General features: G+C 41.3%; 22 protein-coding genes. 4 read left to right on the forward strand and 18 right to left on the reverse strand.

The window, feature by feature from the left end; all coding sequences use genetic code 11:
* Nucleotides 1-27: 27 nt before the first annotated feature.
* The 5 genes from ftsX to ACVRYP_RS01960 form a co-directional block, all read right to left on the reverse strand.
* Complete coding sequence (ftsX, locus tag ACVRYP_RS01940; protein WP_447467087.1) at nt 28-957, reverse strand: permease-like cell division protein FtsX; 930 nt, start codon at nt 955-957, stop codon at nt 28-30.
* The gene (gene ftsE / locus ACVRYP_RS01945) at nt 950-1,642 is read right to left on the reverse strand and encodes a cell division ATP-binding protein FtsE (RefSeq protein WP_447467088.1); all 693 of its coding nucleotides are present in this window, start codon (nt 1,640-1,642) and stop codon (nt 950-952) included. The genes ftsX and ftsE overlap by 8 nt, the downstream gene beginning before the upstream one ends.
* A 79-nt stretch (nt 1,643-1,721) precedes the next feature.
* Nucleotides 1,722-2,817, reverse strand: a protein-coding gene (gene prfB, locus ACVRYP_RS01950; protein WP_447467089.1) for a peptide chain release factor 2 whose coding sequence is annotated in 2 segments (ribosomal slippage) — nt 1,722-2,744 and nt 2,746-2,817 — 1,095 coding nt in all. Because the reading frame shifts where the segments join, the coding sequence is not laid out codon by codon here.
* 33 nt (nt 2,818-2,850) lie between these two features.
* On the reverse strand, nt 2,851-3,972 hold the full coding sequence (queG, locus tag ACVRYP_RS01955; protein WP_447467090.1) for a tRNA epoxyqueuosine(34) reductase QueG: 1,122 nt from the start codon (nt 3,970-3,972) through the stop codon (nt 2,851-2,853).
* Between the two features lie 102 nt (nt 3,973-4,074).
* Nucleotides 4,075-4,716 carry a DUF4352 domain-containing protein gene (locus ACVRYP_RS01960; protein WP_447467091.1) on the reverse strand — a complete coding sequence of 214 codons (642 nt, stop codon included), beginning with the start codon at nt 4,714-4,716 and terminating at the stop codon, nt 4,075-4,077.
* 94 nt (nt 4,717-4,810) lie between these two features.
* On the opposite strand from ACVRYP_RS01960, the gene ACVRYP_RS01965 reads away from it, so the two are divergent.
* The 3 genes from ACVRYP_RS01965 (at nt 4,811) to trhA (ending at nt 6,830) form a co-directional block, all read left to right on the forward strand.
* Nucleotides 4,811-5,662, forward strand: coding sequence for a putative phosphoesterase (locus ACVRYP_RS01965; RefSeq protein WP_447467092.1), 852 nt, complete (start codon nt 4,811-4,813; stop codon nt 5,660-5,662).
* Between the two features lie 78 nt (nt 5,663-5,740).
* On the forward strand, nt 5,741-6,196 hold the full coding sequence (locus ACVRYP_RS01970; RefSeq protein WP_447467093.1) for a DUF1836 domain-containing protein: 456 nt from the start codon (nt 5,741-5,743) through the stop codon (nt 6,194-6,196).
* Nucleotides 6,183-6,830: a PAQR family membrane homeostasis protein TrhA gene (trhA, locus tag ACVRYP_RS01975; RefSeq protein WP_447467094.1), complete on the forward strand. Its 648-nt coding sequence runs from the start codon at nt 6,183-6,185 to the stop codon at nt 6,828-6,830. The genes ACVRYP_RS01970 and trhA overlap by 14 nt, the downstream gene beginning before the upstream one ends.
* Nucleotides 6,831-6,915: 85 nt before the next feature.
* Here trhA and ACVRYP_RS01980 read toward each other — a convergent pair whose 3' ends face one another.
* From ACVRYP_RS01980 to tgt, 7 genes are all read right to left on the reverse strand, one after another.
* On the reverse strand, nt 6,916-7,656 hold the full coding sequence (locus ACVRYP_RS01980) for a glycerophosphodiester phosphodiesterase (protein WP_447467142.1): 741 nt from the start codon (nt 7,654-7,656) through the stop codon (nt 6,916-6,918).
* Nucleotides 7,657-7,676: 20 nt separating this feature from the next.
* Nucleotides 7,677-8,465, reverse strand: coding sequence for a DUF2785 domain-containing protein (locus tag ACVRYP_RS01985; protein WP_447467095.1), 789 nt, complete (start codon nt 8,463-8,465; stop codon nt 7,677-7,679).
* Between the two features lie 75 nt (nt 8,466-8,540).
* A complete protein-coding gene (locus tag ACVRYP_RS01990) occupies nt 8,541-11,228 on the reverse strand; it encodes a cation-translocating P-type ATPase (RefSeq protein ID WP_447467096.1) in 2,688 nt (895 codons plus the stop codon).
* Nucleotides 11,229-11,469: 241 nt separating this feature from the next.
* Entirely contained in the window at nt 11,470-11,856 is a 387-nt protein-coding gene (locus tag ACVRYP_RS01995; RefSeq protein WP_447467097.1) for a YwiB family protein, read from the reverse strand.
* Nucleotide 11,857: 1 nt separating this feature from the next.
* Nucleotides 11,858-13,558: a DNA polymerase III subunit gamma/tau gene (gene dnaX / locus ACVRYP_RS02000; RefSeq protein ID WP_447467098.1), complete on the reverse strand. Its 1,701-nt coding sequence runs from the start codon at nt 13,556-13,558 to the stop codon at nt 11,858-11,860.
* Complete coding sequence (msrC, locus tag ACVRYP_RS02005; protein ID WP_447467099.1) at nt 13,558-14,061, reverse strand: free L-methionine (R)-S-oxide reductase MsrC; 504 nt, start codon at nt 14,059-14,061, stop codon at nt 13,558-13,560. Before msrC ends, dnaX begins: the two co-directional genes overlap by 1 nt.
* Nucleotides 14,062-14,108: 47 nt before the next feature.
* Nucleotides 14,109-15,251 (reverse strand): tRNA guanosine(34) transglycosylase Tgt, encoded by a 1,143-nt coding sequence (gene tgt, locus ACVRYP_RS02010; protein ID WP_447467100.1) that lies wholly within the window; start codon nt 15,249-15,251, stop codon nt 14,109-14,111.
* A gap of 130 nt (nt 15,252-15,381) precedes the next feature.
* On the opposite strand from tgt, the gene ACVRYP_RS02015 reads away from it, so the two are divergent.
* Complete coding sequence (locus ACVRYP_RS02015; protein ID WP_447467101.1) at nt 15,382-16,233, forward strand: DUF975 family protein; 852 nt, start codon at nt 15,382-15,384, stop codon at nt 16,231-16,233.
* Nucleotides 16,234-16,559: 326 nt separating this feature from the next.
* Here ACVRYP_RS02015 and ACVRYP_RS02020 read toward each other — a convergent pair whose 3' ends face one another.
* From ACVRYP_RS02020 to ACVRYP_RS02045, 6 genes are all read right to left on the reverse strand, one after another.
* Nucleotides 16,560-17,708 carry a mannitol-1-phosphate 5-dehydrogenase gene (locus ACVRYP_RS02020; RefSeq protein ID WP_447467102.1) on the reverse strand — a complete coding sequence of 383 codons (1,149 nt, stop codon included), beginning with the start codon at nt 17,706-17,708 and terminating at the stop codon, nt 16,560-16,562.
* A gap of 15 nt (nt 17,709-17,723) precedes the next feature.
* Entirely contained in the window at nt 17,724-18,161 is a 438-nt protein-coding gene (locus ACVRYP_RS02025) for a PTS mannitol transporter subunit IIA (RefSeq protein WP_447467103.1), read from the reverse strand.
* Nucleotides 18,140-20,116 (reverse strand): BglG family transcription antiterminator, encoded by a 1,977-nt coding sequence (locus tag ACVRYP_RS02030; protein ID WP_447467104.1) that lies wholly within the window; start codon nt 20,114-20,116, stop codon nt 18,140-18,142. Before ACVRYP_RS02030 ends, ACVRYP_RS02025 begins: the two co-directional genes overlap by 22 nt.
* A 24-nt stretch (nt 20,117-20,140) precedes the next feature.
* Nucleotides 20,141-21,889: a PTS mannitol transporter subunit IIBC gene (locus ACVRYP_RS02035; RefSeq protein WP_447467105.1), complete on the reverse strand. Its 1,749-nt coding sequence runs from the start codon at nt 21,887-21,889 to the stop codon at nt 20,141-20,143.
* Between the two features lie 412 nt (nt 21,890-22,301).
* Complete coding sequence (gene glmS / locus ACVRYP_RS02040; RefSeq protein ID WP_447467106.1) at nt 22,302-24,116, reverse strand: glutamine--fructose-6-phosphate transaminase (isomerizing); 1,815 nt, start codon at nt 24,114-24,116, stop codon at nt 22,302-22,304.
* A 482-nt stretch (nt 24,117-24,598) separates the two neighbouring features.
* A complete protein-coding gene (locus tag ACVRYP_RS02045) occupies nt 24,599-25,030 on the reverse strand; it encodes a CoA-binding protein (protein WP_447467107.1) in 432 nt (143 codons plus the stop codon).
* Between the last annotated feature and the right edge of the window lie 29 nt (nt 25,031-25,059).

Here is a 25,059-nt window from a genome sequence, read left to right on the forward strand (position 1 = left end):
ACGACCCACTGGTCGTTTTTTGATGACTTAAATTTTCAAGTAGCGTCTCATCGATAAGACGGCACCAAGGGAACCGATGATGATTCCTATGATAAATAAGGCAATGATCATCCCAGGTACAAAGTAGACAGGATTAATCATGGAAAGATTTTGGGGAATCAAACTCGGATTGAGTCCCTTATAGGCAACATCGTACCCAAAATAAACGAGAAAAGCTGGGGCAATAGCTCCTAGAAGTCCTACCCACCCGCCTTCTAAAAGAAAAGGACCCCGAATATAAGAATTCTTTGCTCCTACTAGTCGCATGATTTGGATTTCTCGACTCCGAGAAATAATCGTTATCCGAACTGTATTTGAAATCAAAAAAACAGCAGTAAATAGGAGAAGGAGAGTCGCTATCAAGCCCCAAATACGGACATTTTTAGCAAGTTTAAAGAGATTTTCAGTATTAACTCCACCATACTCTACTTTTGCAACACCGTTAATTTTCTCAATCTTACCAGCTATTTCTTGAACATACTCTGGTGCACTTGTGTCAACCACATAAGTATCGTAAAGCGGATTAGCGTCACCCTCTAACAGACTCCATGTGTCACCCATTTTTTGTTTGAGTAATTCTAGCTGATCATCTTTACTTGAAAAACTGATACTCTCAACATTTTTCATTTCAGCAATTTGATCATAGACAATATGGTAACTATCATTCGCTACAGTTTCACCCATATCGTTGACTGTTGTTTCTTGGTTATCCGTGGAATCAACCCTCAAGAAAACATTGATACGAACATTGTTTTCAATATCTGTTGCAATTTTGGCAGTATTTAAAATAACTGACGCAAAAATTCCAACTAAAGTAAGTGTGATCGTAACTGATGAGATAGCTGCAATGGTCATCCAACCATTACGCTTAAGACTCAAAATGGATTCCCAGAGGTGTCGGAAAAATCTTCTAATCATTATAACCGTACTCTCCTTCCGCTTCGTCACGAACAACGCGACCATTTTCAATGGCGATAACACGATGACGCAATGTATTTACAATCTGGCTATTGTGGGTCGCCATCAAAACAGTAGTTCCTTGCAAGTTGATTCGCTCCAAAAGGTTCATAACCTCCCAAGAGTTCTCTGGGTCAAGGTTACCTGTTGGCTCATCAGCAATGAGAACCTTAGGACTGTTTGCAATAGCCCGTGCAATGGCAATCCGTTGTTGCTCCCCACCTGACAACTCATTTGGGAAAGAACGTACCTTGTGTTTTAGTCCAACCAAATCCAATACTTCCATGACACGTTTTTTGATGACGTGTGGTCGCTCACCGATTACCTGCATAGCATAAGCAATGTTTTCATACACAGTCTTACGCGGTAAAAGTTTATAATCTTGGAAGACCACCCCAACTGACCGCCGAAGATAAGGGACTTCTTTTTTCCTAATTTTTAAAAGATCAAATCCTGCCACTTTTAAGCGACCCTTGTCCACTTTTACCTCTCGATAAAGGCTACGGATAAAAGTTGATTTGCCAGCACCAGAAGGTCCAACAATATAAGCAAACTCCCCCGGTTCGATGCTGACGCTTACCCCTCTTAGGGCTGTTGTTCCGTTGTCATACTTTTTGACAACATCACGCATTTCTATAATTCCCATGGTATGCTATAGCTGCTAAAGCAGCTCCTTTCTTGATAGTATCTCCAAAAACACCTTTATGAAAAATGTTTGAGGAATATCAGCTGATCCGCCATTTGAGATAGGCATCGATAAACCCATCGATTTCACCGTCCATGACCTTATCTACCTGAGCCACTTCAAAATTATTCCGATGATCCTTTACCATAGTATAAGGTGTAAAGACATAAGAGCGAATCTGGCTTCCCCAAGTAATTTCTTTTTTATCTCCTTTGAGTGAATCGACCTCCGCCGCCTTTTTTTCCTGCTCCAGCTGATAAAGCTTAGCCTGGAGCAATTTCATAGCACGATCACGGTTCCCATACTGGGTTCGGTCAACCGTCGACTGAGTCACAAGTCCTGTTGGAAGGTGAGTCAGGCGAACACCGGTTGATACCTTATTGACGTTCTGACCACCGGCACCACCTGAACGGAAGGTATCCATCTTGACCTCATCATCTCGAATCTCAACCTCAATGGTATCATCCAATTCAGGCATGACTTCTACTGACGCAAAGGAGGTATGACGGCGCTTTGCTGAATCAAAAGGTGAGATACGGACCAAACGGTGAACGCCCATTTCGGACTTCAGGAGACCATAAGCATTAGGGCCAGAAAAACTCAAGGTCACTGACTTAATACCCGCTTCATCTCCAGCTTGGTAGTCCATGACTTCAACGCCAAAGCCTTTGGCATTGCCAAAGCGTTGGTACATGCGAAGGAGCATGTCGCCCCAGTCTTGGGCTTCTGTTCCGCCAGATCCCGGATGGATTTCCAAGATGGCATTATTATGGTCATAAGGCTCACTCAAGAGCAGGGTCATTTCATAGCTGGTCATCATCTGATCCAGCTCGGCTAAATGGGCTGTTACATCATCTCTAAGACTCTCATCCTCAGCCAGCATCTCCAAATAAAGCTCACTCTCCTCATGCAATTCTTCCATTTTTTGGAAATTTTCATAAGTCGCTTTGAGCTCATTTAGCTCTTGAGAGGTTTTCTGAGCAGTCATATTATCGTTCCAAAAGTCGGGTTCCGTCATCTTATTTTCCAAGACGGCGATGTCTTCTTCCAGGCGATCTAAGTCAAAGAGACCCCCTGAATGAAGCTAATTTGGTACGGTTATCATCGATTTTTTGTCTGATTTCAGCAGTATCCATAAGGCCTCCATTCTACTCTATCTCGTTATTATATCACACCTGCGCGTATTTTGCCAAGAAGGCACTTTGCTCTGCAAGAATATCGGGATGCTCACTGTCGATATCCGCTACCATTTGAATCATAGCCTCATTGGGTTGCTTGGCCAATTCACCCAGTGCCCAGATAGCTGTTGCCACATGGATATCATTTTGCCCCTTGTCAATGATTTCAAGGATTTTGGGAATAGCTGAGCGGTCATTGGCATTAGCTAAAGCGATGATGGCGTTGCGTTGGAGAATATTTTTTCCCCGCCAAGAGCCCGCAATATGCCCAAACTTAGTTTTAAACTGACCATTGGACAGTTCCAAGAAGGGAATCAACTCCGGATGGGCCAACTCTGGATCAATTTCGGTAGCCAAGGGATTGTTAATTCCCTTGTTATAAGGGCAGCAAATCTGGCAGATGTCGCAACCATAGATGACCGTCTTAATTTTCTTGCGAAATTCCAGATCCATCATGCCTTTGTCCTGAGTTTGAAAGCTGAGGCATCTCCGAGCGTTCATGGTCCCATCCCCGATTAAGCAAGAGGTCGGACAGGCATCCAAACAGCGTCTGCAGTCCCCACAGTCATAATCGACGGGTTGGTCTGGGGCAATCTCTAGGTTAGTGATCAATTCCCCCAAAAACATGTAAGAACCAAATTCCTTGGAAATCACTAGGCCATTTTTTCCGATAAATCCAATCCCAGCCCGTCTAGCGACTGCCGTATCGACCAAGGCCCCGGTATCCACCATACCTTTGTACTCAAAATCAGCGGTCAAGGCTTCAATGCCACGCGCCAGCTTGTCCAGCTTTTCTTTCAGGACATGGTGGTAATCCAACCCCCAGGAATTTGGCGTAAACTTGCCCCGCTTATAGTGCGACTTGGGCGGATTAACAGGCAGCTTATGCGGATAGGCAACTGCAATCGAGATGATGGTTTTGGCAGACGCCAAAGAGAGGCGCGGTTGAATCCGCTCCTCAATGTTTTTATGCTCAAAGCCAGAATTTCGCCCCTCTTCGACCGAAGCCCGAAGGGACTTTTCCAGATAAGCGAAATCATCTGCCGTTGTAAAGCCAATCTTGGAAATCCCGATTTCCTGACTGAGCTCAATAATTTTTTCCTTGAGATCCATAGATTTATTTTAGCAAAAATAAAGGAAAAAGAAAATACATCCTGAATCCGCACAATACTGAAAAGGGATAAACCATCTCAGCTTACCCCTTTTATTTGATAACTAATTGAGGTTAATAACCTCAGTTTGTGTTCCCCAAATACCTGTCTGAACTTTAAGTTGGCTGCCTGGTCCAGCAATAACTGCATCAGTCACATCAAATGCTACTTTACCAGATTTAGATAATCCTGGATTAATAGACTCAAGCCAAAATCCCTGAGAATCTTCATTGATATGTATTGATGCCGCCGAGTCTGGAGAGTACTCAACATCATTGTTAAGGACTTTAAAAAATCCGTCACTAACAGACAAAGCCTCTTTTCCATTATTCGTGATAGTCATATTAATAATCATAAAGGGTCCGTCTGCAGTTTCATTGAAATACTCTGTACCAACTGTTTTTGCTGATTCTATACCATGTACGATATAAACCACATCTCCAACAGTCACAGAATCACCGATGTTGAACACTGGTTTGTCAACAGTCACAGTTTCTTCATTAGACTCCGTCTGTTCTGATTGACTATTAGATGTTGTCGTAGTCTTTTGTGCAGTAGAGCTATTTGTAGTACTATTTTGAGCATTTTTACCTAAAAATGGACTAACAATTAACAAAACCACTAGTAAAATAAACCACCACTTTTTATAAAAAGGTTTTTTCTCTACATATACTCTACCGTTTTCGTCTTTGATTCGTTTGGCCATCATATTCTCCTAAAATTTGTTATAAGAATATTATATATATATATTGTCAACCCCTTTTTTGAAAATTTAGATGGGATTCTGGTATAATATGACCATGACTAAACTTGCAATTATGAGTGACCTCCATATTGATGTGAATGAATTTGGAGCATTTGAAAGGGATACCCTGCTTTCTACTCTAAAAGAAGCCAATGTTGACCACCTCCATCTGGCAGGCGATCTTTCTAATGATTTTCAAACTATCACCAAGCCCTTTTTGGCTGACCTCTCGCAGGACATTTCTCTTTCCTATAACCTAGGCAATCATGATATGCTGGGGCTTGATGAAAGCATCATTCAGAAACAGGATGGGCAAATTATTGAACTAGACGGTTACTCCTTGATTCATCTTGCCGGTTGGTATGATTATGGCTTCAACCCTAATAAAACAGACGGAGAACATCTGGCCAGCAAGAATTTTTACTGGTTTGACCGCAAACTCAACCGCCCCTTATCTGATAAATCACTCACTGAACAAAGTCTTGCAAAGTTAGATGAGTTACTACTACAAGCTCAACAACCTGTCATTGTTGCCATGCACTTTGTGCCACACAGTTCTTTTATTCCCAACCATCCTTACTTTGCCCGTTTCAGTGCCTTTTTAGGAAGTCCAGATTTCCATCCCCTTTTCCTCAAGCACGGTGTCAAGAATGTTGTTTTTGGCCACCTGCATCACAAACATAATCAGGTGATTGATGGGATTCATTATCAGGCTAGACCTCTCGGGTATAAGCGTGAGTGGCAGATGGTCCAGAGCTTTCTGAAAACCTATCCCCAATATCTTAAGGGTCCCACTTACGAATTTGCCAAGCGCTACCGTTTCATTAAAAGTCTACCAGAATTCCAGGCCTTCTACAGACAGCATCTGGCCAAGGAGTTTTTGCAGTCTATCAGCTTTTTCAACTAAAAGGTGAGCTTTTGCTTGCTTTTTTATTTTTAAAAGGATATAATCTAGTTATCAAAACAAGATAAAAGGATTGTTATAATGACTAATTTTCCTGTGTGGACGGATTTACCGACGATTGACCTTTATCTCGATCAGGTCCTGCTCTATATTAATGACTTGACATCTCAGTTTAATCCCAGATATCAAAAACCTTTAACAGCTGCAATGGTCAATAATTATGTCAAACATGGTTATGTTCGTAAACCGATTAAAAAGAAATACGGAAAGACTCAACTGGCTCAGTTGACTGTTATTTCACTGCTCAAGGATGTTTTCAGTATTCAGGAATTAACCCAGGCCATGATGACACTTTCTCAAACTTATGAAAAAGAAGACCTTTTTGATGCTCTAAGCGCTTGCCTAAATCAAAGGAATTTTGACCCAGAGAGTGAAATACCTAAAGTTATCCAACTCGCTTGCAAAACGTTGCACCATTACCATGCAACCTTAGACATATTACAATCTATGGAGGACACTAACTATGAACATGACTAAACTTAGCCGACAATTGACCTTCGGGGAAGAGGTTGCTAATAGTGTCACACACGCAATTGGCTCACTTGCCATGCTAGTATTGTTGCCAATTTCGGTAGCCTATGCCCACCAGCATTATGACCTAAAAGCGGTTGTTGGCATGTCTATCTTTATCATCAGCCTCTTTCTCATGTTTCTCTCCTCCACGATTTACCACGCTATGGGCTACGGCACACCACAGAAGTATATCTGTCGGCTTATTGATCATAGTATGATTTACATCGCTATTGCTGGTTCCTATACGCCTGTTGCGCTTTCTTTGATTGGAGGCTGGCTGGGATATACCATTATTGCGCTTCAGTGGGGAATCACCCTCTTTGGCATTTTTTATAAAATCTTCGCCAAGCACATCAATGCAAAATTTAGTATGGCCCTCTACCTCATCATGGGCTGGATGATTATCTTGATTATTCCTGCTGTCCTTAATAAAGCTCAACCCGTCTTCAGCCTGCTCATGCTCTTTGGAGGTCTAGCTTACACTGTTGGCGCTATTTTCTACTCCCGCAAGCGGCCCTACTCACATATGATATGGCACTTTTTCATTCTATTAGCCTCAGTTCTACAGTATATTGCTATCGTATTTTTCATGATTTAATGCTATTTGATAAGAGCTAAATCTAACAAACAATAATAAAGAGGGAAAGATCCGATGTCGCTCTCCCTCTTTATTGATTTTATGCTTAAAAAGTTGTATCTCTTTCCCATAAGAGTCGCTGCCGCAAAGCTTCTTCTGGTTTATCTGTGATAAAGCCTTTGACTCCCAGTCTAAAGGCTTTTTGCATATCCTCTGTGCGATTTACTGTCCATAAGCGATAGGGTTTTTGAAGGGATTTCGGCAATCCTTTGGAAAATGTTTTGCGATGCGGGTGTAAAGTCTGGATAAAAGGTAGTTTGTCCGCCAGCCACATGAGATGGTTTTCTTCTTTCATCAGAAAGGCTAACTCAATACCTGGATCGAACTTACTCATCCTGTATAGTGTACAGGGGTTAAAGCTCGAATAATAATAGTCAAATGACCACTTTTGAGACTGCATAAGCTTTGCAAGTACCTTTTCGATTCCAAAGTAAGGGTACTTATCCGTCTTCACCTCAATATTTAACTCACCATCAAACTGAGATTGTTCCAAAAAGAACAGCACCTCTTCTAAGCTTGGAACTCTTTCTCGGAAAAACTCCGGAGAAAACCAGGAACCAGCATCAAATTGTTTGAGGTCAGCCAAGGTCATCTTTCTAACTAGACCACGTCCGCTAGTCGTCCGATCAACACTTTCATCATGAATCACAACGAGTTGACCGTCTTTTGTCATATGAACGTCTAATTCAATCCCATCAGCACCAACTCGCAGAGCCTCCTGAAAGGCTATGATTGTATTCTCTGGGCGATTGCTTTTACTGCCACGATGCGCAATAATTTTAGTTATAACATCATCCTTTACTGAAGTTAAATCAATGCATAAAGGACATCCTTGTCAGATGCCTCGAGAAGATTAGCGTGATCGAGCTCTACATAGATTGGTAGCAAAAAGAGACGAAACGATTGTTGCCTATCCCAGTCATCTATAAATTCATTCGAAAAATTCCCCTTTTTTAACCAGTCTATCAATCCTTGAACAGATAGTTTCCCCTGAAGAATTGTCCGAATGATAACAGCCGCCAATCGTCCTTCCTCATCCCCTACAAAGCGCCTCTGCCGTGTTAGAAAAATGTCACCAAGCACTTCTAATAACTTATTCATCTGAATCGACGGGAATTGTGAATGACAAGCGGCGACTGCTAAAAGATCGGCTCCATGAGCAAAAGCATGAACCCATCCAAAATCAGGATGCAAAGCTGTATCATCTGTTTCAAGACGTAGATACTCTAGTGCCGTCTTAAAAAAATACTCTCTCACAGCCCGTGATAACTTTCCTTGAAAAGCACTGCCATCCCTGTCATCAGCCCAAAGCAAGAGGGTTTGAAGCAAGGCTGTAAAAGACCTTTTTAGCGTAGGCACCCCCATCTCTGGTAACTTAGAATAAATGGATTGCTCTGATTGACACCACTGACCGATTGCTTTAAACTGGTCCACCGTCAATCTTTCTTCGTCAATCATTTTACAGAACGACAGGTAAACCAAACCATCACGGATATCCGGATTGACATCGCCAATGTTTTCTAAACACCAGTTTATTTCCTCATCAGTATAGACACAGTTATCCATAGCTAATTTTAGTGATAAGCAATCTTGCATTTCAACCCCCCTTAAAGCGATAATTAGAAGCTAGGAACAGGTCCTAGCTTCTTAAGTAAACCATATCAAAATAGGTTAGATAGCTTTCTTAGCCATGCCTAGAGCGCGTTGAATGGATTTAACGATTTCAACAAGGACAAACATAGCTAAACTACCTGCAACGACAACACCCCACTGTGATAAGTCAAGGTGTGACACGTGGAAGATTTTTTCCAAGAATGGAATAGTAAGGGTTGCTACTAAAAGCAGAAATGAACCGATAATAGCCATGTTGAAGGTCTTATTCTTGAACGGTCCTACCGTAAAGACAGATTGGTAAACAGATTTAACGTTAAAGGCGTGTACCAACTGAATCAAACCAAGAGTCGCATAGGCCATCGTAAGGGCATCCGCGTGAATTTCAGCATAAGTTGAGTGAACTGGGTTTGCAATGGCGTAACCATAAACCCCAAGAACTAGAGCAGCTTGCAAGATACCTTGGTAGGCAATCGCTCCAAGAACACCACCCGAGAAGAAGCTTGAGTTACGTCCACGAGGCTTGTGCTGCATAACACCAGGCTCAGCTGGTTCCATACCAAGAGCAATCGCTGGAAGCGTATCGGTTACCAAGTTAATCCAAAGAAGGTGAACTGGTTCCAAGACATCCCATCCAAAGAGAGTTGCAAGGAAGATACAGAGTACCTCTGCGGTATTGGCTGAGAGCAAGTACTGGACTGTTTTTTGGATGTTGGAGAAGACCTTACGTCCTTCTTCAACCGCTACGATAATCGTTGCAAAGTTATCATCGGCAAGGACCATGTCAGAAGCACCTTTAGATACCTCAGTACCTGTAATCCCCATACCGATACCGATGTCAGCTGTCTTAAGAGATGGCGCATCGTTAACCCCGTCACCAGTCATGGCAACAACTTTGCCTTCATTTTGCCAAGCCTTCACGATACGAACCTTATGCTCTGGTGACACACGAGCGTATACAGAGTATTGTTTGAAGACTTTTTGGAATTCTTCATCCGTTAATTCGTTAAGCTCTGCACCGGTAAAGACATGGTCCTCTGTATCATTAGGGTCAATAATTCCAAGACGCTTGGCAATGGCTTCAGCAGTATCTTGGTGGTCACCCGTAATCATGATCGGACGGATACCTGCTTCTTTAGCGACACGAACCGCTTCTGCAGCTTCTGGTCGCTCAGGGTCAATCATACCAACCAAACCAGCAAAGATAAGATTATTTTCAACTCTTTCAGAAGTCAAGTCAGTAGGGACTGCATCTTCATACTTGTAAGCCATCATGAGGACACGAAGAGCTTGTTTGGCAAGAGATTTGTTAACGCGAAGGATTTCGTCACGGTCTTCATCTGTAATTGGACGCACTTGACCATCTATATCAATTTGGGTCACACGCTGTAGAAGCTGATCTGGAGCACCTTTCACGGCTACTAAAATTCTACCATCTGCTTGTGTATGAAGGGTTGACATGAGCTTACGATCTGAATCAAATGGAATTTCAGCCACACGTGGCTCAGCTTTCAGTGCCTGACGGACATCAAATTGCTTATCCCATCCAAATTGAACCAAGGCAGTCTCAGTCGGGTCACCGATCAATTTCCCTTCTTGGTCAAACTTGGTATCGTTAGCATAGTTCATGACACGAAGAGTCATGCTGTTATGTGAAATTGGCTCAGCCGCATCAGCCATCGTACCGCTTTGGTAGACCTTCTCAACTGTCATCTTATTCATGGTAAGGGTACCAGTCTTGTCAGAAGCGATGATCTCAGTTGATCCGAGGGTTTCAACTGCTGGTAATTTACGGATAATGGAGTTCCGTTTGGCAAGAACTTGTGTCCCCATAGAAAGGACAACTGTTACAACCGCAGGAAGACCTTCAGGGATTGCTGCTACCGCAAGGGCAACTGCAGTCATCAAGGAATTGAGTGGTGCTTCCCCACGCACAAATACTGAGACAACGAAGGTAATCGCCGCAATCACCAAGACCGCATAAGTCAAGATCTTAGACAGTTGGTGTAAGTTTTGTTTCAGTGGCGTATCTGACTCATCAGCGTTCGCTAACATGTTAGCAATGTGACCGACCTCTGTATACATACCAGTATTGGTGATGACACCTAATCCACGACCATAGGTAACGTTTGAGTTTTGGTAGCCCATATTGAGGCGATCCCCAATACCGGCATCCTCAGCTAATTCAACTGAAAGATCTTTATCAACTGGAACAGACTCACCCGTAAGGGCTGCTTCTTCAATCTTAAGAGAGTTTGCTTCAAGGAGACGCATATCCGCTGGTACGACATCACCAGCTTCTAACATGACAATATCGCCAGGAACCAACTCTTTTGAGTCAACCTCCTTAGCATGCCCATCACGCAAGACACGCGCACTCGGACTTGACATAGACTTAAGAGCATCGATGGCTGCTTCCGCTTGACCTTCTTGGTAAACCCCAAAGGCAGCGTTCAAGACAACAACCAAGAGGATGATGATGGCATCGGTCAAGCCGTGCATTCCTTCTGTTAGAACTGACAGACCTGCGGCTGCCAAGAGGATGATAATCATCAAATCCTTGAACTGATCAAGAAATTTTTGGAAGAGGGTCCGCTTTTCAGCCTCTTCTAATTCGTTACGGCCATAGGTCGCTAAACGCTCCTCAGCCTGTGCACTGGTCAAACCATCAGTTGTCGTATCGAGTTTCGATAGGACGTCTGATTCAGATAAGGTGTAAAACTTATCACGCAATTGTTCTTTTGACACTGTTCTTCTCCTTTTTTTGTTTTTGCCTCTTTTCAAAAAAGAAAAGAGACTTGTAAAAAAAACAAGTCTCGCTGTTTAAGATTACGCCGGATAAACTCGTATTGACGACATAATCACGGTTCAAAGAACCGTCTGCTACTCCCTTGATATAAGTGATATTATACCATTTTAGGATGAAAAATCAAGTTTCTCAGATTTATTTTTTCGTTTTTTTCATGAATTTCCAAACATTTTCAACACCTTATTGCCAGGAAATCATCATCTGATAGGAGGCAAATAACTGATTACCATCAAGAGGTTTTAAATCATAGTGAAGCAATAGACTCTGCTCTTCTCTATCAAAGACGAACTGATGCGTTCGCGTTACTAAATGTTGTAAGCCCATGGGGGTCGGAACGGTGACGATAGCATCTTCTTTTCTTACAAAACGCATGATTGATTTTGGATCTGAAAAGCGGGTCATCACTAGCTCATCTTGATCAAGCTTTAACACCACTTTTTCTCCTTCATCATTATGATAAATGAGGTAGGTAAAGTTCTTTTTTTGCTGGACTGTCACATCAAAGGTTTGGAGGATAATTTCAGTTTCTTCATCTATTTGAATTTCATTTCTAAGGTGAATTTTCATCTTAATCTTCCTTTATCTCGAGGGTTTCAGCTAGAAAAGCAAAATTTTCAGGAATCTCTACTACTTGCTGGTCCTCTAGATCTGCTGATGATGCCTGAGGAATTGAGCTCATCTCCTTTTTTTCACGGCTACGACTTGAAAATTCGGCCCGAATAGCTACCCAATCCTCTTGGGCGATCGCTAATATCTCAGGTGAAAATCCAGCAGCTTGACTCAGAATATTGCCAAAAAGCACATTGAGATTATCGCGTTTCATCGTCTGTTCAGCATTGAATCGTGATTCAAAGGCTAGTATCGCATGATTTTCATTAGCAGCTACAGGTTGTGAACCTGTTAACAAAGCTCGATCAGCTCCTGATAAATGCTCTATTACCTCGGACCAAGCATTTTGGAGTTTGGTCAGATTTTCTCGAGCTAGGGTTGGATTTTCGACTGCTTCTTCTAAAATATGGGTGATCCGACTACGATCAATTTGATAATTCGGTCTCTTTTGAGCTGTTTTCGGTTGCGCTTTTGGAACTACAGGCTGCACTGGGATAGCACCTTGCCATTGCTGCAGTTTTTGCTGTAAGGACTCTACTTGACGTTGTAGGCTTTCTATCTCAGCTGAAAATGCTGGAGATATCTCAGATTGAGAAAAACTAGCTTCTGCCAATCTCATTGTCATGACTTCGGCATAGATTTTAGACTGAGCACTTGCTTTAATTTCCCTTAAGCCAATAGTCACCTGATCAATGTATCTAAAAATATGGTCTTGATCAATTGAGGCATTTTCTATAAACAAGTCTGATACTCGACTACTCTCGATTCCCGACTTCGCTAATAATAAATCGCGTAGATAGACAAGAAGATCCGTCGCAAAGCGGTTCATACTCTTACCTTCTTCAAAAATCGTTTGAAGTTGTCTAAGTGCCTCTTGACTATCTTGCCGGATGATCGCAGCGACGTAATGATCCAGAGCTTGTAAACTAATCGATCCGGTTATTTCCTCGACTGTAGCTAGGGTAATCTGATCCGTAGTCGTCAAGCTCAAAGCTTGGTCTAAGAGAGAGAGAGCGTCACGCATTCCCCCTTCAGACCGTCTGGCAATCACGCCCAAGGCTTCATCGTCATAACGAACGGTTTCTTGATCCAAGACCTTTGCTAAATGGTCTTTAATAGCAGCAGTTTGAATCGCCTTAAATTCAAACCGTTGCACACGAGACAAAATAGTGGCTGGTATTTTATGAAGTTCTGTCGTTGCTAAAATAAAGACGACATTTTCTGTAGGTTCTTCAAGGGTTTTCAACAAGGCATTAAAGGCCCCTGTTGACAGCATATGCACCTCATCGATGATGTAAACCTTGTATTGCGCCAAACTAGGGGCATAGGTTGATTTATCGCGAATATCACGGATTTCATCAACCCCATTATTAGAGGCGGCATCGATTTCAATGACATCCTCAAGGCTACCATCTGTCACACTTTGGCAAATATAACAGTTGTTACATGGCTCACCATCAACCTGATTGGGACAGTTCATGGCCTTGGCAAATATTTTCGCAGCACTGGTTTTTCCGGTTCCTCGAGGACCAGAAAAGAGATAGGCATGGCTGATTTTCCCTGAAGAAACAGCCTGTCTCAGTGTCGTTGCTACTACTTCTTGACCGACCATTTCCGCAAACGATTGACTCCGGTATTTCCGATAGAGTGCTTGATACATTAACGCATTTCTCCTAATCCAAACATGGCAAAGTTCCACTGTGTTTTATCTACTAACAGAGACACAAAACGCTCCAAGTAGTCTTGATCAATCCTATCATAATCAGCCTTAAAACGTGAATCCAAATCGAGGACCCCAAGTAACTTACCTTCCTTCATCATTGGCACCACAATCTCACTCATGGCAGCTGAGTCACAGGCAATATAATTGGCATGTGTCGTGACATCATCAACGATCAATGTCTGTTGTTTTAACGCAGATTCTCCACAGACACCTTTGCCAAGTGCGATATGCACACAGGAAACGCCACCTTGAAATGGCCCAAGAATCAGCTCTTTTCCATCATATAGGTAGAATCCCGTGAAAACCGAATTGGGCAGTGCCTGATTTAGAAGTGCAGACGCATTTGACAGATTTGCCAAGGGATTTGTTTCACCTTCTAATAGGGCTTCTAACTGAGCTATCAAAAGGTTATAGGCTTCTATTTTTTGAGTTGATGTCATTGGCGCTCCTTTTCTTTATCTTACAAATAAGTCTTGTTTATTCATTATTAGAAATTACGGCCATTCTTACCATAACCATATTTTTCCATAAAGTCCTGACGGAACTCTAGAAGGTTATCATCCATAATCGCTTGACGCACATTTTTCATGAGATTGATTAAGAAATAGAGGTTATGATAGCTGGTTAGCCTAATACCAAAGGTTTCATCAGCCTTCAGCAAATGGCGCAAATAGGCACGGCTGTAATGCTGACAAGTATAACAATCACAGTCCGGGTCCAGTGCACCAAAGTCTTCTGCAAATTGAGCATTTTTGACCACAAGACGGCCTCGACTGGTCATGGTGGTGCCATTACGGGCGATGCGAGTTGGCAACACACAGTCAAACATATCGACCCCACGGATGACCCCATCAATGAGGGAGTCGGGAGCTCCTACGCCCATCAAATAACGCGGCTTGTGTTCTGGCAAGAGTGGCGTCGTAAAATCGAGCACTGCATTCATCTCATCATGTGTCTCGCCAACTGCTAACCCTCCGATAGAATAGCCTGGGAAATCCATGCTGACCAAATCTTGTGCGGATTGGCGACGGAGGTCCTCAAAACCTGCTCCTTGAACAATCCCAAAAAGGCCTTGATCATGTGGGCGTCGGTGTGCTTTCAGCCCCCGCTCCGCCCAACGACTAGTTCTCTCAATAGAGTTTTTGACGTAGTCATAAGGTTGGTAAAATTGGGGACATTCATCAAACGACATCATGATATCCGAACCAAGATTATTCTGAATGGAAATGGCTTTCTCAGGTGAAAGAAACATTTTTGACCCGTTTAGGTGATTCTTGAAGGTAACACCTTCTTCCGTGATATTACGGCTATCTGCTAAGGAATAGACTTGGAAACCACCACTATCTGTTAAAATCGGTTGGTCCCAGTTCATGAAGGTGTGTAGGCCACCAGCCTTTGCAACCAATTCATCTCCTGGGCGCAACCAGAGGTGATAAGTATTAGCTAAAATGATACCTGACCCCATAGTCTTCAGTTCTTCTGGAGATAGGGTTTTTACAGTTGCTTGGGTACCCACAGGCATAAACATTGGGGTTGGAAAAGTGCCATGAGGTGTGATGATTTCTCCTAAGCGAGCACCTGTGTGCTTTTCTTTTTTAATCAAACGATATTGAATCGGTGATTCTGACATGGTTTCCTCCTCCTAGGAAAAACAGTCCTAGTTGTCTTTTAGACTTGATTATACCATATTATGCAGAAGCCTGCATTTACTTTAACAGCTTTTTGGGGTATAATGAAAAATGATAAAAAAGGAGGAATTTATGGAAAATTATGATATCCGTGAGGAAGCCCGTCAGATCCTTGCAACCTTAAAAGGGAAGTACCTGCTCTTTCTCATTCCTATCGTTATACAAATCTTTTCAACCATGAATACGATTAGAGTGCAGTGGAACACACTAGGTGAACAAGGAATGAGTAATCCAGCTCTTACTAATCCAACTGCCCTTAGCTCTAATGCCCCCAATTTAGTTTGGGGATTCTCTGGAGATATTTTTAGTTTTGCTATCTCCATCTTGATGTCCTTTATCACCCTTGGCATTCTTTGGACAATGCTAGAAGCTATCCGTGGTCTTCGCTCTGAGGTAGCCTTTAAAGATAGTCTTCGCGCATTCTCATCGGAGCATTTTGGAAAAGTCTTTGCTACCTTGTTCATGAAAGGCCTCTTTCTCTTCTTATGGAGCCTCCCTCTCTTAATTGGAGCTACGACTGTGATCGTTTCTACAGTCCTATTGTTTCTAGATTACCTGCAAGAAATCACCTTAACCATTGATCCAACAAGGCTTGGTCTCATTTTGTTGGCTGGAGCTCTCCTATCAGTATTAGGATTGATCCCCCTCATCATCAAGTCCTATAGCTATGCTATGACAGAATACATCCTCTATGATGAATTGAAAAACAACACCTACACATCTGCAAGTTCATGTATTACTGCTAGTAGACACATGATGAATGGCTACAAATTCCAATTGTTTCTTTTACACTTTAGTTTTATTGGTTGGTGGATTTTGGTCGCAATTACTCTGGGTATAGCAGCTGTTTATGTGATCCCATACTATAACACTGCTCAAACTGTTTTTTACAATCGACTGACCAACTATTTACAAACCCATTAACCTATGATATAAAAGAGGCTGGGGGAAAAAGTTATATTTTAATTATTATTTTAAAAGCAAAATGGCATAGAATAACGTTTTAACAACGTTATTCTATGCCATTTTCTATTTTTCGAGACTTTTTACCCAGCCTCTCTAGTATTATGCATTGCTGCAAGTAATACCAAATAAAAATCTAAATCAACTTGGCAACCTAAATTAAATATGTGTATAATGAATCAACAGCGAAAAACAATGCATCAAGAAGTTCATCACAATCAGATTTTAGAATTAAATAAGCATAATATGCTTCTTTTAATAATAATTAAAACTGAATAAAAGATAACTTAATTTAAGCTAAAAAAAGCTCGTTCTATCTGCGAAATTAATTCATCATCCTTAATTCCAGTAATCTGACTAATTGCCCCTTTGATTGGTTCCTCTGCTATTAGTTTATGAAGCTCTACTGATTGAGGATCATTTTCATCATAATAGTTGAGGACATAAGCAACAGTTTGCAAGAGGCTATCGTACGGCAAGCCTCTATCCTTTAGTTCTCGAATCGGGCGAATAAAGCGTTCATCGTATCCCAATTTGCGAATTGGTGTTCTGGCAACTCGGCTCACTTCATCTACAATGTATGGATTTTCAAAACGGCTAATGATGACTTGATGGTAGTCCACTAAAGCCTGTTCATCAAATTGCCATTTAGCGATCAATAGGCTACGAATTTCTGCTAAAACAGCTTCGACTTTCTCTTTTACCGTCTCATTTTGAAGGGCTTCTAAAATAGTTGCTGCGCCATAAAAAGCTCCTGTATAGGCTGATGTTGCATGACCAGAGTTCACTGAGAATAATTTGCGCTCAATAAAGGGTTCTAAGTCTTCTTCATAATGAACTTTCTCTAGACTTAAAGCTGGATTCATCATAGCTTTTGTCTCAACGACCCATTCACTGAATGGTTCTACTATTACAAATAGAGGATCCTCATGACTCTGTGCTGGTACAATACGGTCTACTGCAGCATTTGGAAATCCAATATAGGATTTGGCGAATGCTAGACCTTCTAAAGTAAGGTGTTTTTGCACTTCTTCATACAAAAAGCTAGATCCACCAATCATGTTTTCACAAGCCAATACATCCAAGGGTTGAGTATTTCCTTTTTTCAAACGCGCCTCAATGCCCTCTGCAATCAGTGGTGCGATAAAAGGTAAGATATTAGGGCCTATAGCCGTTGTCACAATATCAGCTTCTGAAATTGCTGCAACAACTTCTTCAGGATGCTTGCCATTGTTAATGCCACGGACACCCGAAACAGCGATGCGCCGCTTGCCTTCTTCGGCGATTTCAATTTCGTATTGACCACGCGCATTTAATGCATCTATGATGGTTTCGTTAACATCTACAAAAGCAATCTCAAAACCATTTTCAAATAGAATTTCTCCGATAAAACCTCGGCCAATGTTTCCGGCACCAAAATGAACTGCTTTTTTCATCTTCTACCTCCCTGCTTACCCTGCAGTGTTTAACAAGGCAATCACTTCATCTTCTGATTGAGCATCTGCTAATTGAGCTACGTTTTCGACATCGGCACAAAACAGGGAAATTTGTTGAATCATCTCCAAATGATCATCACCCAATCCTGCAATTCCAAATAAAATAGTAGCTATCTGAGGATTCTCTTCCGTTCCAAAATTTACACCAGCTGGGACTTGAACAATGGTGATTCCTGATGAAAGCACTTCTTTTTTGGCCGCATCTGTCCCATGAGGAATGGCAATAAAATTCCCCATGTAGACTGATAAATCATTGTTGCGGTCAATCATAGATTCAATATAAGCTTTGTTTACATACCCTGCATCACAAAGGACTCGTCCGCAATAGCGAATAGCTTCTTCTTTGGTGGAAAAGCTTTGATTAAGTTTGATCAATTCTTTTTGAAATTCCATGTTTCATTCTCCATTTTTTTAATTTTTTCAGTAAAGATCGCATTAAGCAATTGGTACAGGATCTCTTGGTTTCCTGTACGGTAAATTTCTGTGTATAAATTATTTTCGATAATCGACTGGCTAATAGCCGTCATTAGTTCTCTGATTTCCTCCGTTTCGGAATCCTTGGTCAACATAACTAAGATTCGAAAAACCGTTTCTGTTTGACCATTCATGGCTCTAGCTTCTACCGGATTCTTCAATTCAATAATTCTAAATTGACTTTCTTCTACAGTTCTGGATTGTGTATGAAGAAGGGCCAAATTTGTATTTGGAATCGCCAGTGGACTTAATTCGAAGCGGTAGAGAAGTTTTTTGACCAGATAAGATGTATCAGAAACTACTTCCATCTGTTCAACAATTAATTCTACCGTTTCTTCAAATTCTACCGGATTGTCTAACTGAACTAGAGAAAAATGGTGCAAGATATGAGAGCTTGCAAATAAAAATTGCTGTAAATCATGAGTTGGCTGCTTAACCACATCTTCTCTCTTGGAAATTGTTCGGTGTTCTTGTATGTTCTGCAACTTCTCTTGGAGTTCCAATATTTCTTGGGTATTTGGAAACGTAGAAATCAAATCAATATCCTGATTTGGGATGGGGCGAGTTGTCAACCAATAATCGTATTGATTCTGATTCACAACGGACCAATCTCGTGTATTGCGAACATCAATCCATTCCACAAAAGGGGCGATATTTTTTATTTTTGATACTAAAACACTAGTCGTTAAAGGCCGTTCATCTGTTAACAGCAAGATTCGAATCGGATAAATATCCGGACTTCGTCGTAAACTGGATGCAAAGTGAAGAGTAACCAATTCATATTCAAATTCATGTTGTATGTATGACGGAAAAATATCACGCATAACCAAACTAACAATGCTGTGTAGAAATTGATGTTGCTGAGTTGCTAGATAAGCAATGTTTGTCGTGCTTTTCTCGGGGAAAAGGATAGGGACTGCCAAACCTAATCTCATGTGATTAAACAAGAGTCGAAAGAGCAATTTGTCTTTGAAAAAATCAATCTTTGTAAACCGTGAAACAGCATCGACCAACTGAGTCAAGCTATAATAGAATTCACTATCAAATTTCTCTCGAAACAAGGGCACTTCTTGGCGTTTGATAATGGTTTCGTCCAATACATTAGCAATATACATTATTTCTTGTAAGTTAAAAAATTGTTTGCTCTCTTTGGCCAAGTTGGCAAATAATTTTTTTGAAAAATCCAAAGCTTCTTTTGAAACAGTCCCAGGAACTATAATGATTTCCTGATTATCCGTTAAACTCACCAGGATGGTCAAGAACTGTTTGAGCTTGGAATCAATTTCTCCCAAGTCGTTAGCCGCTAGGTCAATGAAATGACGAATGTGTTGAATCCTATCCACTGATAGAACTGAAAACTCTGGGTAGTCATCATTCCAAAAATCTTGAATAGAGATAGCGTTGCTCAATAGAATCGCCAAGAGACGTCTTCGCTTAAAAGCCTCCCCTTCAATCAAGTAGCCTTTTTTCCGAGACAGTGTTAAACCAAATTCCATCAAACGTGTTTCAATATCTGCAATATCTTGTATGACTGTCACATTTGACACATAGAATTCTTCTTGCAATTCATCATTGATAACAGGTTTATGACTAGTTAGTAAACGATAGGTCATCATCAGTTGGCGGTGACTAACCGTCCATTCCTCTGAAGAGTCAGTCAAAACAATGGTATCAGTATTTCCGACTAAAAAATATTTTCTACCATCCTTTTCAATTTCAATTCCCTCTTTACGTAGACTATCTGTTAAGTCTGAGAGTGTCCGATAGACTGTACGAGATGAGACATGTAAGATTTCTCCCATCTCTTTCAATGAAAGCTTCCCTACCTGGAGGAAAGCTTTCAGTAATTGTTCTTCACGTTTCGTTAATAACATATCTCTATTATAATACTTTATTCATTAGTTTTGGCTGTTGGCAACTAATTTTTCGTAAGTTTGTGTCATTAGTAAACTGTCAACAGTTAATAATTGTGCATATGGTACAATCTGTTGCACTTGTGCTAGGTTTTCTACTTTTACAACCACTAAAGCTCTCGTATGATTGAACTGAGACAAGTTGGCATAATCAATTGTTTCTACTGGAAGAGAGATACCTTTTTGGGCAAAGACTGAGCGAGCTGTTTCTTTAGCCATTGTTGCCGAACCTAGCCCTTTATTATAAGGAAAGACGAGTGTGTCAATGGTATGGAGGTCTACTCCAGTATGACCGGCTACTGAAGTTGTTTCAGACTTTGGGGAGTTGTCACCTGCTAATCGAGAAACAATATCATCGTATTGGGGAGATGTTAAAAAGTTATCAACGGATACATGAATAGCACGTGGAGTGCGTTGAGCTGCACGCGGTGTCAATTCTTCTTGTGTTACAATCAATGTATTTGGCTCATCCGTCAAGTTTGAAATCGCCTTGTTTGTGACTGGAATTGTTAAACCAGCTTTTTTCACCTTATCACGTAGAAGGGATGCACCCATTGCTGAGCTACCCATTCCAGCATCACAGGCAAAGATGATTTGGTGAACGGTATCGGTTGAAATTTGTGAAGGTTTTACGCGCTCAACTGCTTGGCCTTTGGCTTGAGCCTTAGCCGCCTTAGTTGCAGCTTGTGCATCAGCAAGGTCATCTGCTTCTGATTTATCAGCTTTCAGAATAAGGGAAGCGATAAGGAAAGATACAACAGCACCGGCTATGACACCTGCTAGTACTGAGAAATGAGAGCCTTTGGCAGTCATTCCCAAGATTGCAATGATTGAACCTGGTGATGCTGCACCTGTTAATCCTGAATTCAACAATTGGTTGACAAAGGTACCAGTTACACCACCAGCAATAACTGCTAAGAACATCAACGGTTTCATCATGATATATGGGAAGTAAATTTCATGGATTCCACCAATGAAATGGATAATGGAAGCACCCCATGAAGAAGATTTGGCAGACCCTTTCCCAAAGATACCATAAGCCAACAAGATACCAAGACCTGGACCAGGGTTTGCTTCAATTAAGAATAAAATCGATTTACCAGTTGCAGCAACCTGATCTGCTCCAAGTGGTGTAAAGATACCGTGGTTAATTGCATTGTTCAAGAAAAGAATTTTGGCAGGCTCAACCAAGATATTTGCAAGTGGCAACAGTTTAGCATCCACAATTGCCTGAACACCATTTCCGATGATTTCTGTCAAGCTTGATACGATTGGACCAACTGCAAGGAAAGCAAAAATGATAAGGGCAAAACCAATTAAACCCGCAGAGAAGTTATTGACCAACATCTCAAAACCTGGACGAATTTTATCTTGAAATAATTGGTCGAATTTTTTAATGACCCAACCCCCAAGAGGTCCCATAATCATCGCACCAATAAACATAGGTACTGATGCGCCTGCAATAGCACCAAAGGTAGCAATGGCACCAACTACGGCTCCACGTTGACCGTGAACCATATGTCCACCGGTATAACCAATTAAAAGTGGCAAGAGATAGGTAATTGCAGGTCCTACAATCGTCGCCAATTGTTCATTTGGCGCCCATCCAGTAGCAATAAACAAAGAAGTCAATACACCCCAAGCAATAAAAGCACCAATATTAGGCATGACCATATTTGACAAGGAAGTTCCGAGTTTTTGAATCCGAACTTTCAATGAAGATCCATTTTCCATTTTTCTACTCCTTTTGGAAATTTGCCTTATCAAAGATAAGGCAGTCATTTATTGATAAGTCTATTATATAATGACCCTCCTAGCAAGAAAACTCAAACCTTGTCACAAATTTTGTGACACAAAAAATCTACCCCAAGGGTAGATTACAGATTGAAGACAAAGTCTTTTGAAACTTTCCTTAGATGATAACGGACGGTAGCCGACTCCTAAGGGCTTCCAAACCTAAGTTTTGAGCCTAAAACGGTTGAGTTTCAGGCTATTTTATCACAGCAGAAAGTTTTTGTTTTTGCTCGCTTCCCTCGGAAGGAGTTCATTTAATAAATTCTCTAGCTGAACTCTTCAACACCATTATCAAAGAAAACAGTGTTTGTCTATGTTCTCAAACTAGCACAAGCACAAGGGTAGATTTTGATTATTCAACGGTAACAGCTTTTGCGAGATTACGTGGTTTGTCTACATCAAGACCGCGTTGCAAGGAAGCATAATAGGCAATTAACTGGGTTGGAATGACCATCGTAATTGTCGCTAAAAATGGATGCACCTTGTTGACAACAATATCATCCTCTTCGCGGTCCAATCCTTCCTCGACCACAGTTAAGACGCTAGCTCCACGCGCAGCCACTTCTTGAATATTTCCGCGTGTATGACTAGCTACAATCTCACTAGATGAAATCAAGCCAATCACTGGAGTCCCATCTTCAATCAAGGAAATGGTTCCGTGTTTCAATTCTCCTGCCGCAAAACCTTCACATTGGATATAGGAAATTTCTTTTAATTTCAAAGATGCTTCCATGGCTACATAGTAGTCATTTCCACGTCCAATATAAAAAGCATTGCGAGTGGTTGATAAGAGTTTTTCAACCTTATCAGCAATCATATCTTTTTCCGAAAGAGTTGCTTCAATGGCTTGTGCAACCAATGACAGTTCACGTACCAAGTCAAATTCAATAGCTTCTTGTTTGCCATTAGCTTCACCAACAGCTTTTGCAAGAAAAGCAAGGGCTGCAATTTGGGCCGTGTAGGCCTTAGTTGACGCTACGGCGATCTCAGGTCCTGCGTGTAAGAGCATGGTGTAGGTCGCCTCACGTGATAAAGTTGACCCTGGTACATTAGTAACAGTTAAGCTCGGAATTCCCATGGCATTAGCTTTCACCAATACTTGGCGACTATCCGCTGTTTCACCTGATTGACTCAAAAGGATAAACATTGGTTTTTTGCTCAAGAGTGGCATATTGTAACCCCACTCAGAAGCCACTCCCGATTCAACCGGTGTGTCAGTTAATTTCTCCAGCATGGCTTTTGAAGCAAAACCAGCATTATAAGATGTTCCAGCCGCCAAGATGTAAATGCGGTCCGCTTCTTGAACCGATTTAATGATCGCTGGATCAACCTTCATATTGCCTGCTTCATCAGCGTAAGTCGAAATCAATTTCCGCATAACCGTTGGTTGCTCATCCACTTCTTTGAGCATGTAGAACGGATAAGTCCCCTTACCGATATCGGATAAATCAAGTTCTGCAGTGTAAGTTTCACGCTCCAATGGGGTCCCATCGTAATCTGTGACAGTGATGCTGTCTTTGGTCAAAACAACCAACTCTTTGTCGTGGATTTCCATAAACTCAGAAGTCTCACGAATCATAGCCATGGCATCTGAACAGACCATGTTGTAGCCCTCACCCACACCAATCAAGAGTGGAGACTTGTTTTTAGCTACATAAATCACATCTGGATTTTCATTATCTACCAAGGCAAAAGCGTATGATCCTTCGATGATATGAAGAGCTTTTTTGAATGCTTCTAAAACAGATAACCCATCTTCAACCAATTGCCCGATTAAGTGAACAGCAATTTCAGTATCAGTTTGGCCCTTAAAGTCATGTCCTGCTAAATATTCATCTTTGATGGCCAAATAGTTTTCAATCACACCATTGTGGACCAATACAAACCGGCCAGTTGCAGAAGTATGGGGGTGTGCATTTTCTTCTGAAGCTGGACCATGAGTTGCCCAACGTGTATGCCCAATACCTGTTTCACCTGCTACATCGATTCCTAGCTTTTCACGTAAATTCGCAATACGACCAACAGACTTGATTAACCGCCCATTATTAGCCCCGTTTGCAACAAAGATGCCGGCTGAATCGTAGCCACGGTATTCAAGCTTTTCCAAACCTTGCATTAAAATATCCGTTGCATTTCGATTTCCAACAACTCCAACAATTCCACACATAATTAATTATTCCTTTTCTTAATAATTTTTTCAAAATTGGTATAGCGTAATTGTATCATAGAATACAATAAATTAAGTATAGGCAATGTTTGAGGATTTGTCAACTATAAAATTGGTATAGTCTTATTGAACAAAAAATCACCTGAGTTACAGGTGAGAGTTCTTGTTTTCTGTAGTAATAGCATTGAAGACTATTACTAGAGATTTTCAATATCTTGCTAATAAAGTAACGAGCCGAAACTGAAATCTACCGCAGTGACATAATTGACAAAAAAGACTAGGTTTTCAGACACTTAGAACTTTTAGGGTAATTAATCAATAGGGCTATTTCAGGTCTGAGCTTAAAATCCAAAAGAAAGGGAAAGCTCAAAAAGTTAGGTTTGAAATTTTGATGTCAGTCACTAGCATCTTTAATAACCTAGGAAAGTTAGGTTTCAAAAAATGATTTTGGCTTCAAGCTGAATCTATCAGTTGATAATTCATTAGACCTTCATAGCTTTATATTCGATTTTGATACAACGATTCATAACAATGTCATCTCGTCCCGCTACACGGAGGATATTTTCTGCCTCTTGACTCTCTAGGCCCAATTGCGCCCAGAAAATCTTGGCATCCGTCTGAATGAAATCCCTAGCGACGTCTGCTAAAAATTCGCTGCGCCGGAAAACATTGACAATATCAATGGGAACGGAAACGTCCTGTAAACGTGCATAAACAGTTTCTCCGAGAATGGTTTCACCGACGGCTCTAGGATTGACTGGAATGATTTTGTAGCCAGCATTTTGCATGATTTGGCTAACCTGATAAGCCACCGTCTCCGTGCGACTAGAAAGACCGACAACGGCTATGGTCTTGGCATCTCTCAGATACTGGAAAATGGTTTCTTGACTCGGATTTTGAAAAGAATAAGACATAAGAACCTCCTAAAACAAATGGCATGATA

The sequence above is a fragment of the Streptococcus rifensis genome, assembly GCF_053203525.1.

Bases quoted from the DNA above. Each gene is read 5' to 3' on its own strand.
- ACVRYP_RS01985 (WP_447467095.1), bottom strand. From the start codon at position 8,465: ATGCAAGATTGCTTATCACTAAAATTAGCTATGGATAACTGTGTCTAT.
- ACVRYP_RS01965 (WP_447467092.1), top strand. From the start codon at position 4,811: ATGACTAAACTTGCAATTATGAGTGACCTCCATATTGATGTGAATGAA.
- ACVRYP_RS01960 (WP_447467091.1), bottom strand. From the start codon at position 4,716: ATGGCCAAACGAATCAAAGACGAAAACGGTAGAGTATATGTAGAGAAA.
- glmS (WP_447467106.1), bottom strand. From the start codon at position 24,116: ATGTGTGGAATTGTTGGAGTTGTTGGAAATCGAAATGCAACGGATATT.
- ACVRYP_RS02015 (WP_447467101.1), top strand. From the start codon at position 15,382: ATGGAAAATTATGATATCCGTGAGGAAGCCCGTCAGATCCTTGCAACC.
- ftsX (WP_447467087.1), bottom strand. From the start codon at position 957: ATGATTAGAAGATTTTTCCGACACCTCTGGGAATCCATTTTGAGTCTT.
- ACVRYP_RS01995 (WP_447467097.1), bottom strand. From the start codon at position 11,856: ATGAAAATTCACCTTAGAAATGAAATTCAAATAGATGAAGAAACTGAA.
- queG (WP_447467090.1), bottom strand. From the start codon at position 3,972: ATGGATCTCAAGGAAAAAATTATTGAGCTCAGTCAGGAAATCGGGATT.
- ACVRYP_RS02020 (WP_447467102.1), bottom strand. From the start codon at position 17,708: ATGAAAAAAGCAGTTCATTTTGGTGCCGGAAACATTGGCCGAGGTTTT.
- ACVRYP_RS02045 (WP_447467107.1), bottom strand. From the start codon at position 25,030: ATGTCTTATTCTTTTCAAAATCCGAGTCAAGAAACCATTTTCCAGTAT.
- tgt (WP_447467100.1), bottom strand. From the start codon at position 15,251: ATGTCAGAATCACCGATTCAATATCGTTTGATTAAAAAAGAAAAGCAC.
- trhA (WP_447467094.1), top strand. From the start codon at position 6,183: ATGAACATGACTAAACTTAGCCGACAATTGACCTTCGGGGAAGAGGTT.
- ACVRYP_RS02030 (WP_447467104.1), bottom strand. From the start codon at position 20,116: ATGTTATTAACGAAACGTGAAGAACAATTACTGAAAGCTTTCCTCCAG.
- ftsE (WP_447467088.1), bottom strand. From the start codon at position 1,642: ATGGGAATTATAGAAATGCGTGATGTTGTCAAAAAGTATGACAACGGA.
- ACVRYP_RS02025 (WP_447467103.1), bottom strand. From the start codon at position 18,161: ATGGAATTTCAAAAAGAATTGATCAAACTTAATCAAAGCTTTTCCACC.
- ACVRYP_RS02035 (WP_447467105.1), bottom strand. From the start codon at position 21,889: ATGGAAAATGGATCTTCATTGAAAGTTCGGATTCAAAAACTCGGAACT.
- dnaX (WP_447467098.1), bottom strand. From the start codon at position 13,558: ATGTATCAAGCACTCTATCGGAAATACCGGAGTCAATCGTTTGCGGAA.
- ACVRYP_RS01970 (WP_447467093.1), top strand. From the start codon at position 5,741: ATGACTAATTTTCCTGTGTGGACGGATTTACCGACGATTGACCTTTAT.
- msrC (WP_447467099.1), bottom strand. From the start codon at position 14,061: ATGACATCAACTCAAAAAATAGAAGCCTATAACCTTTTGATAGCTCAG.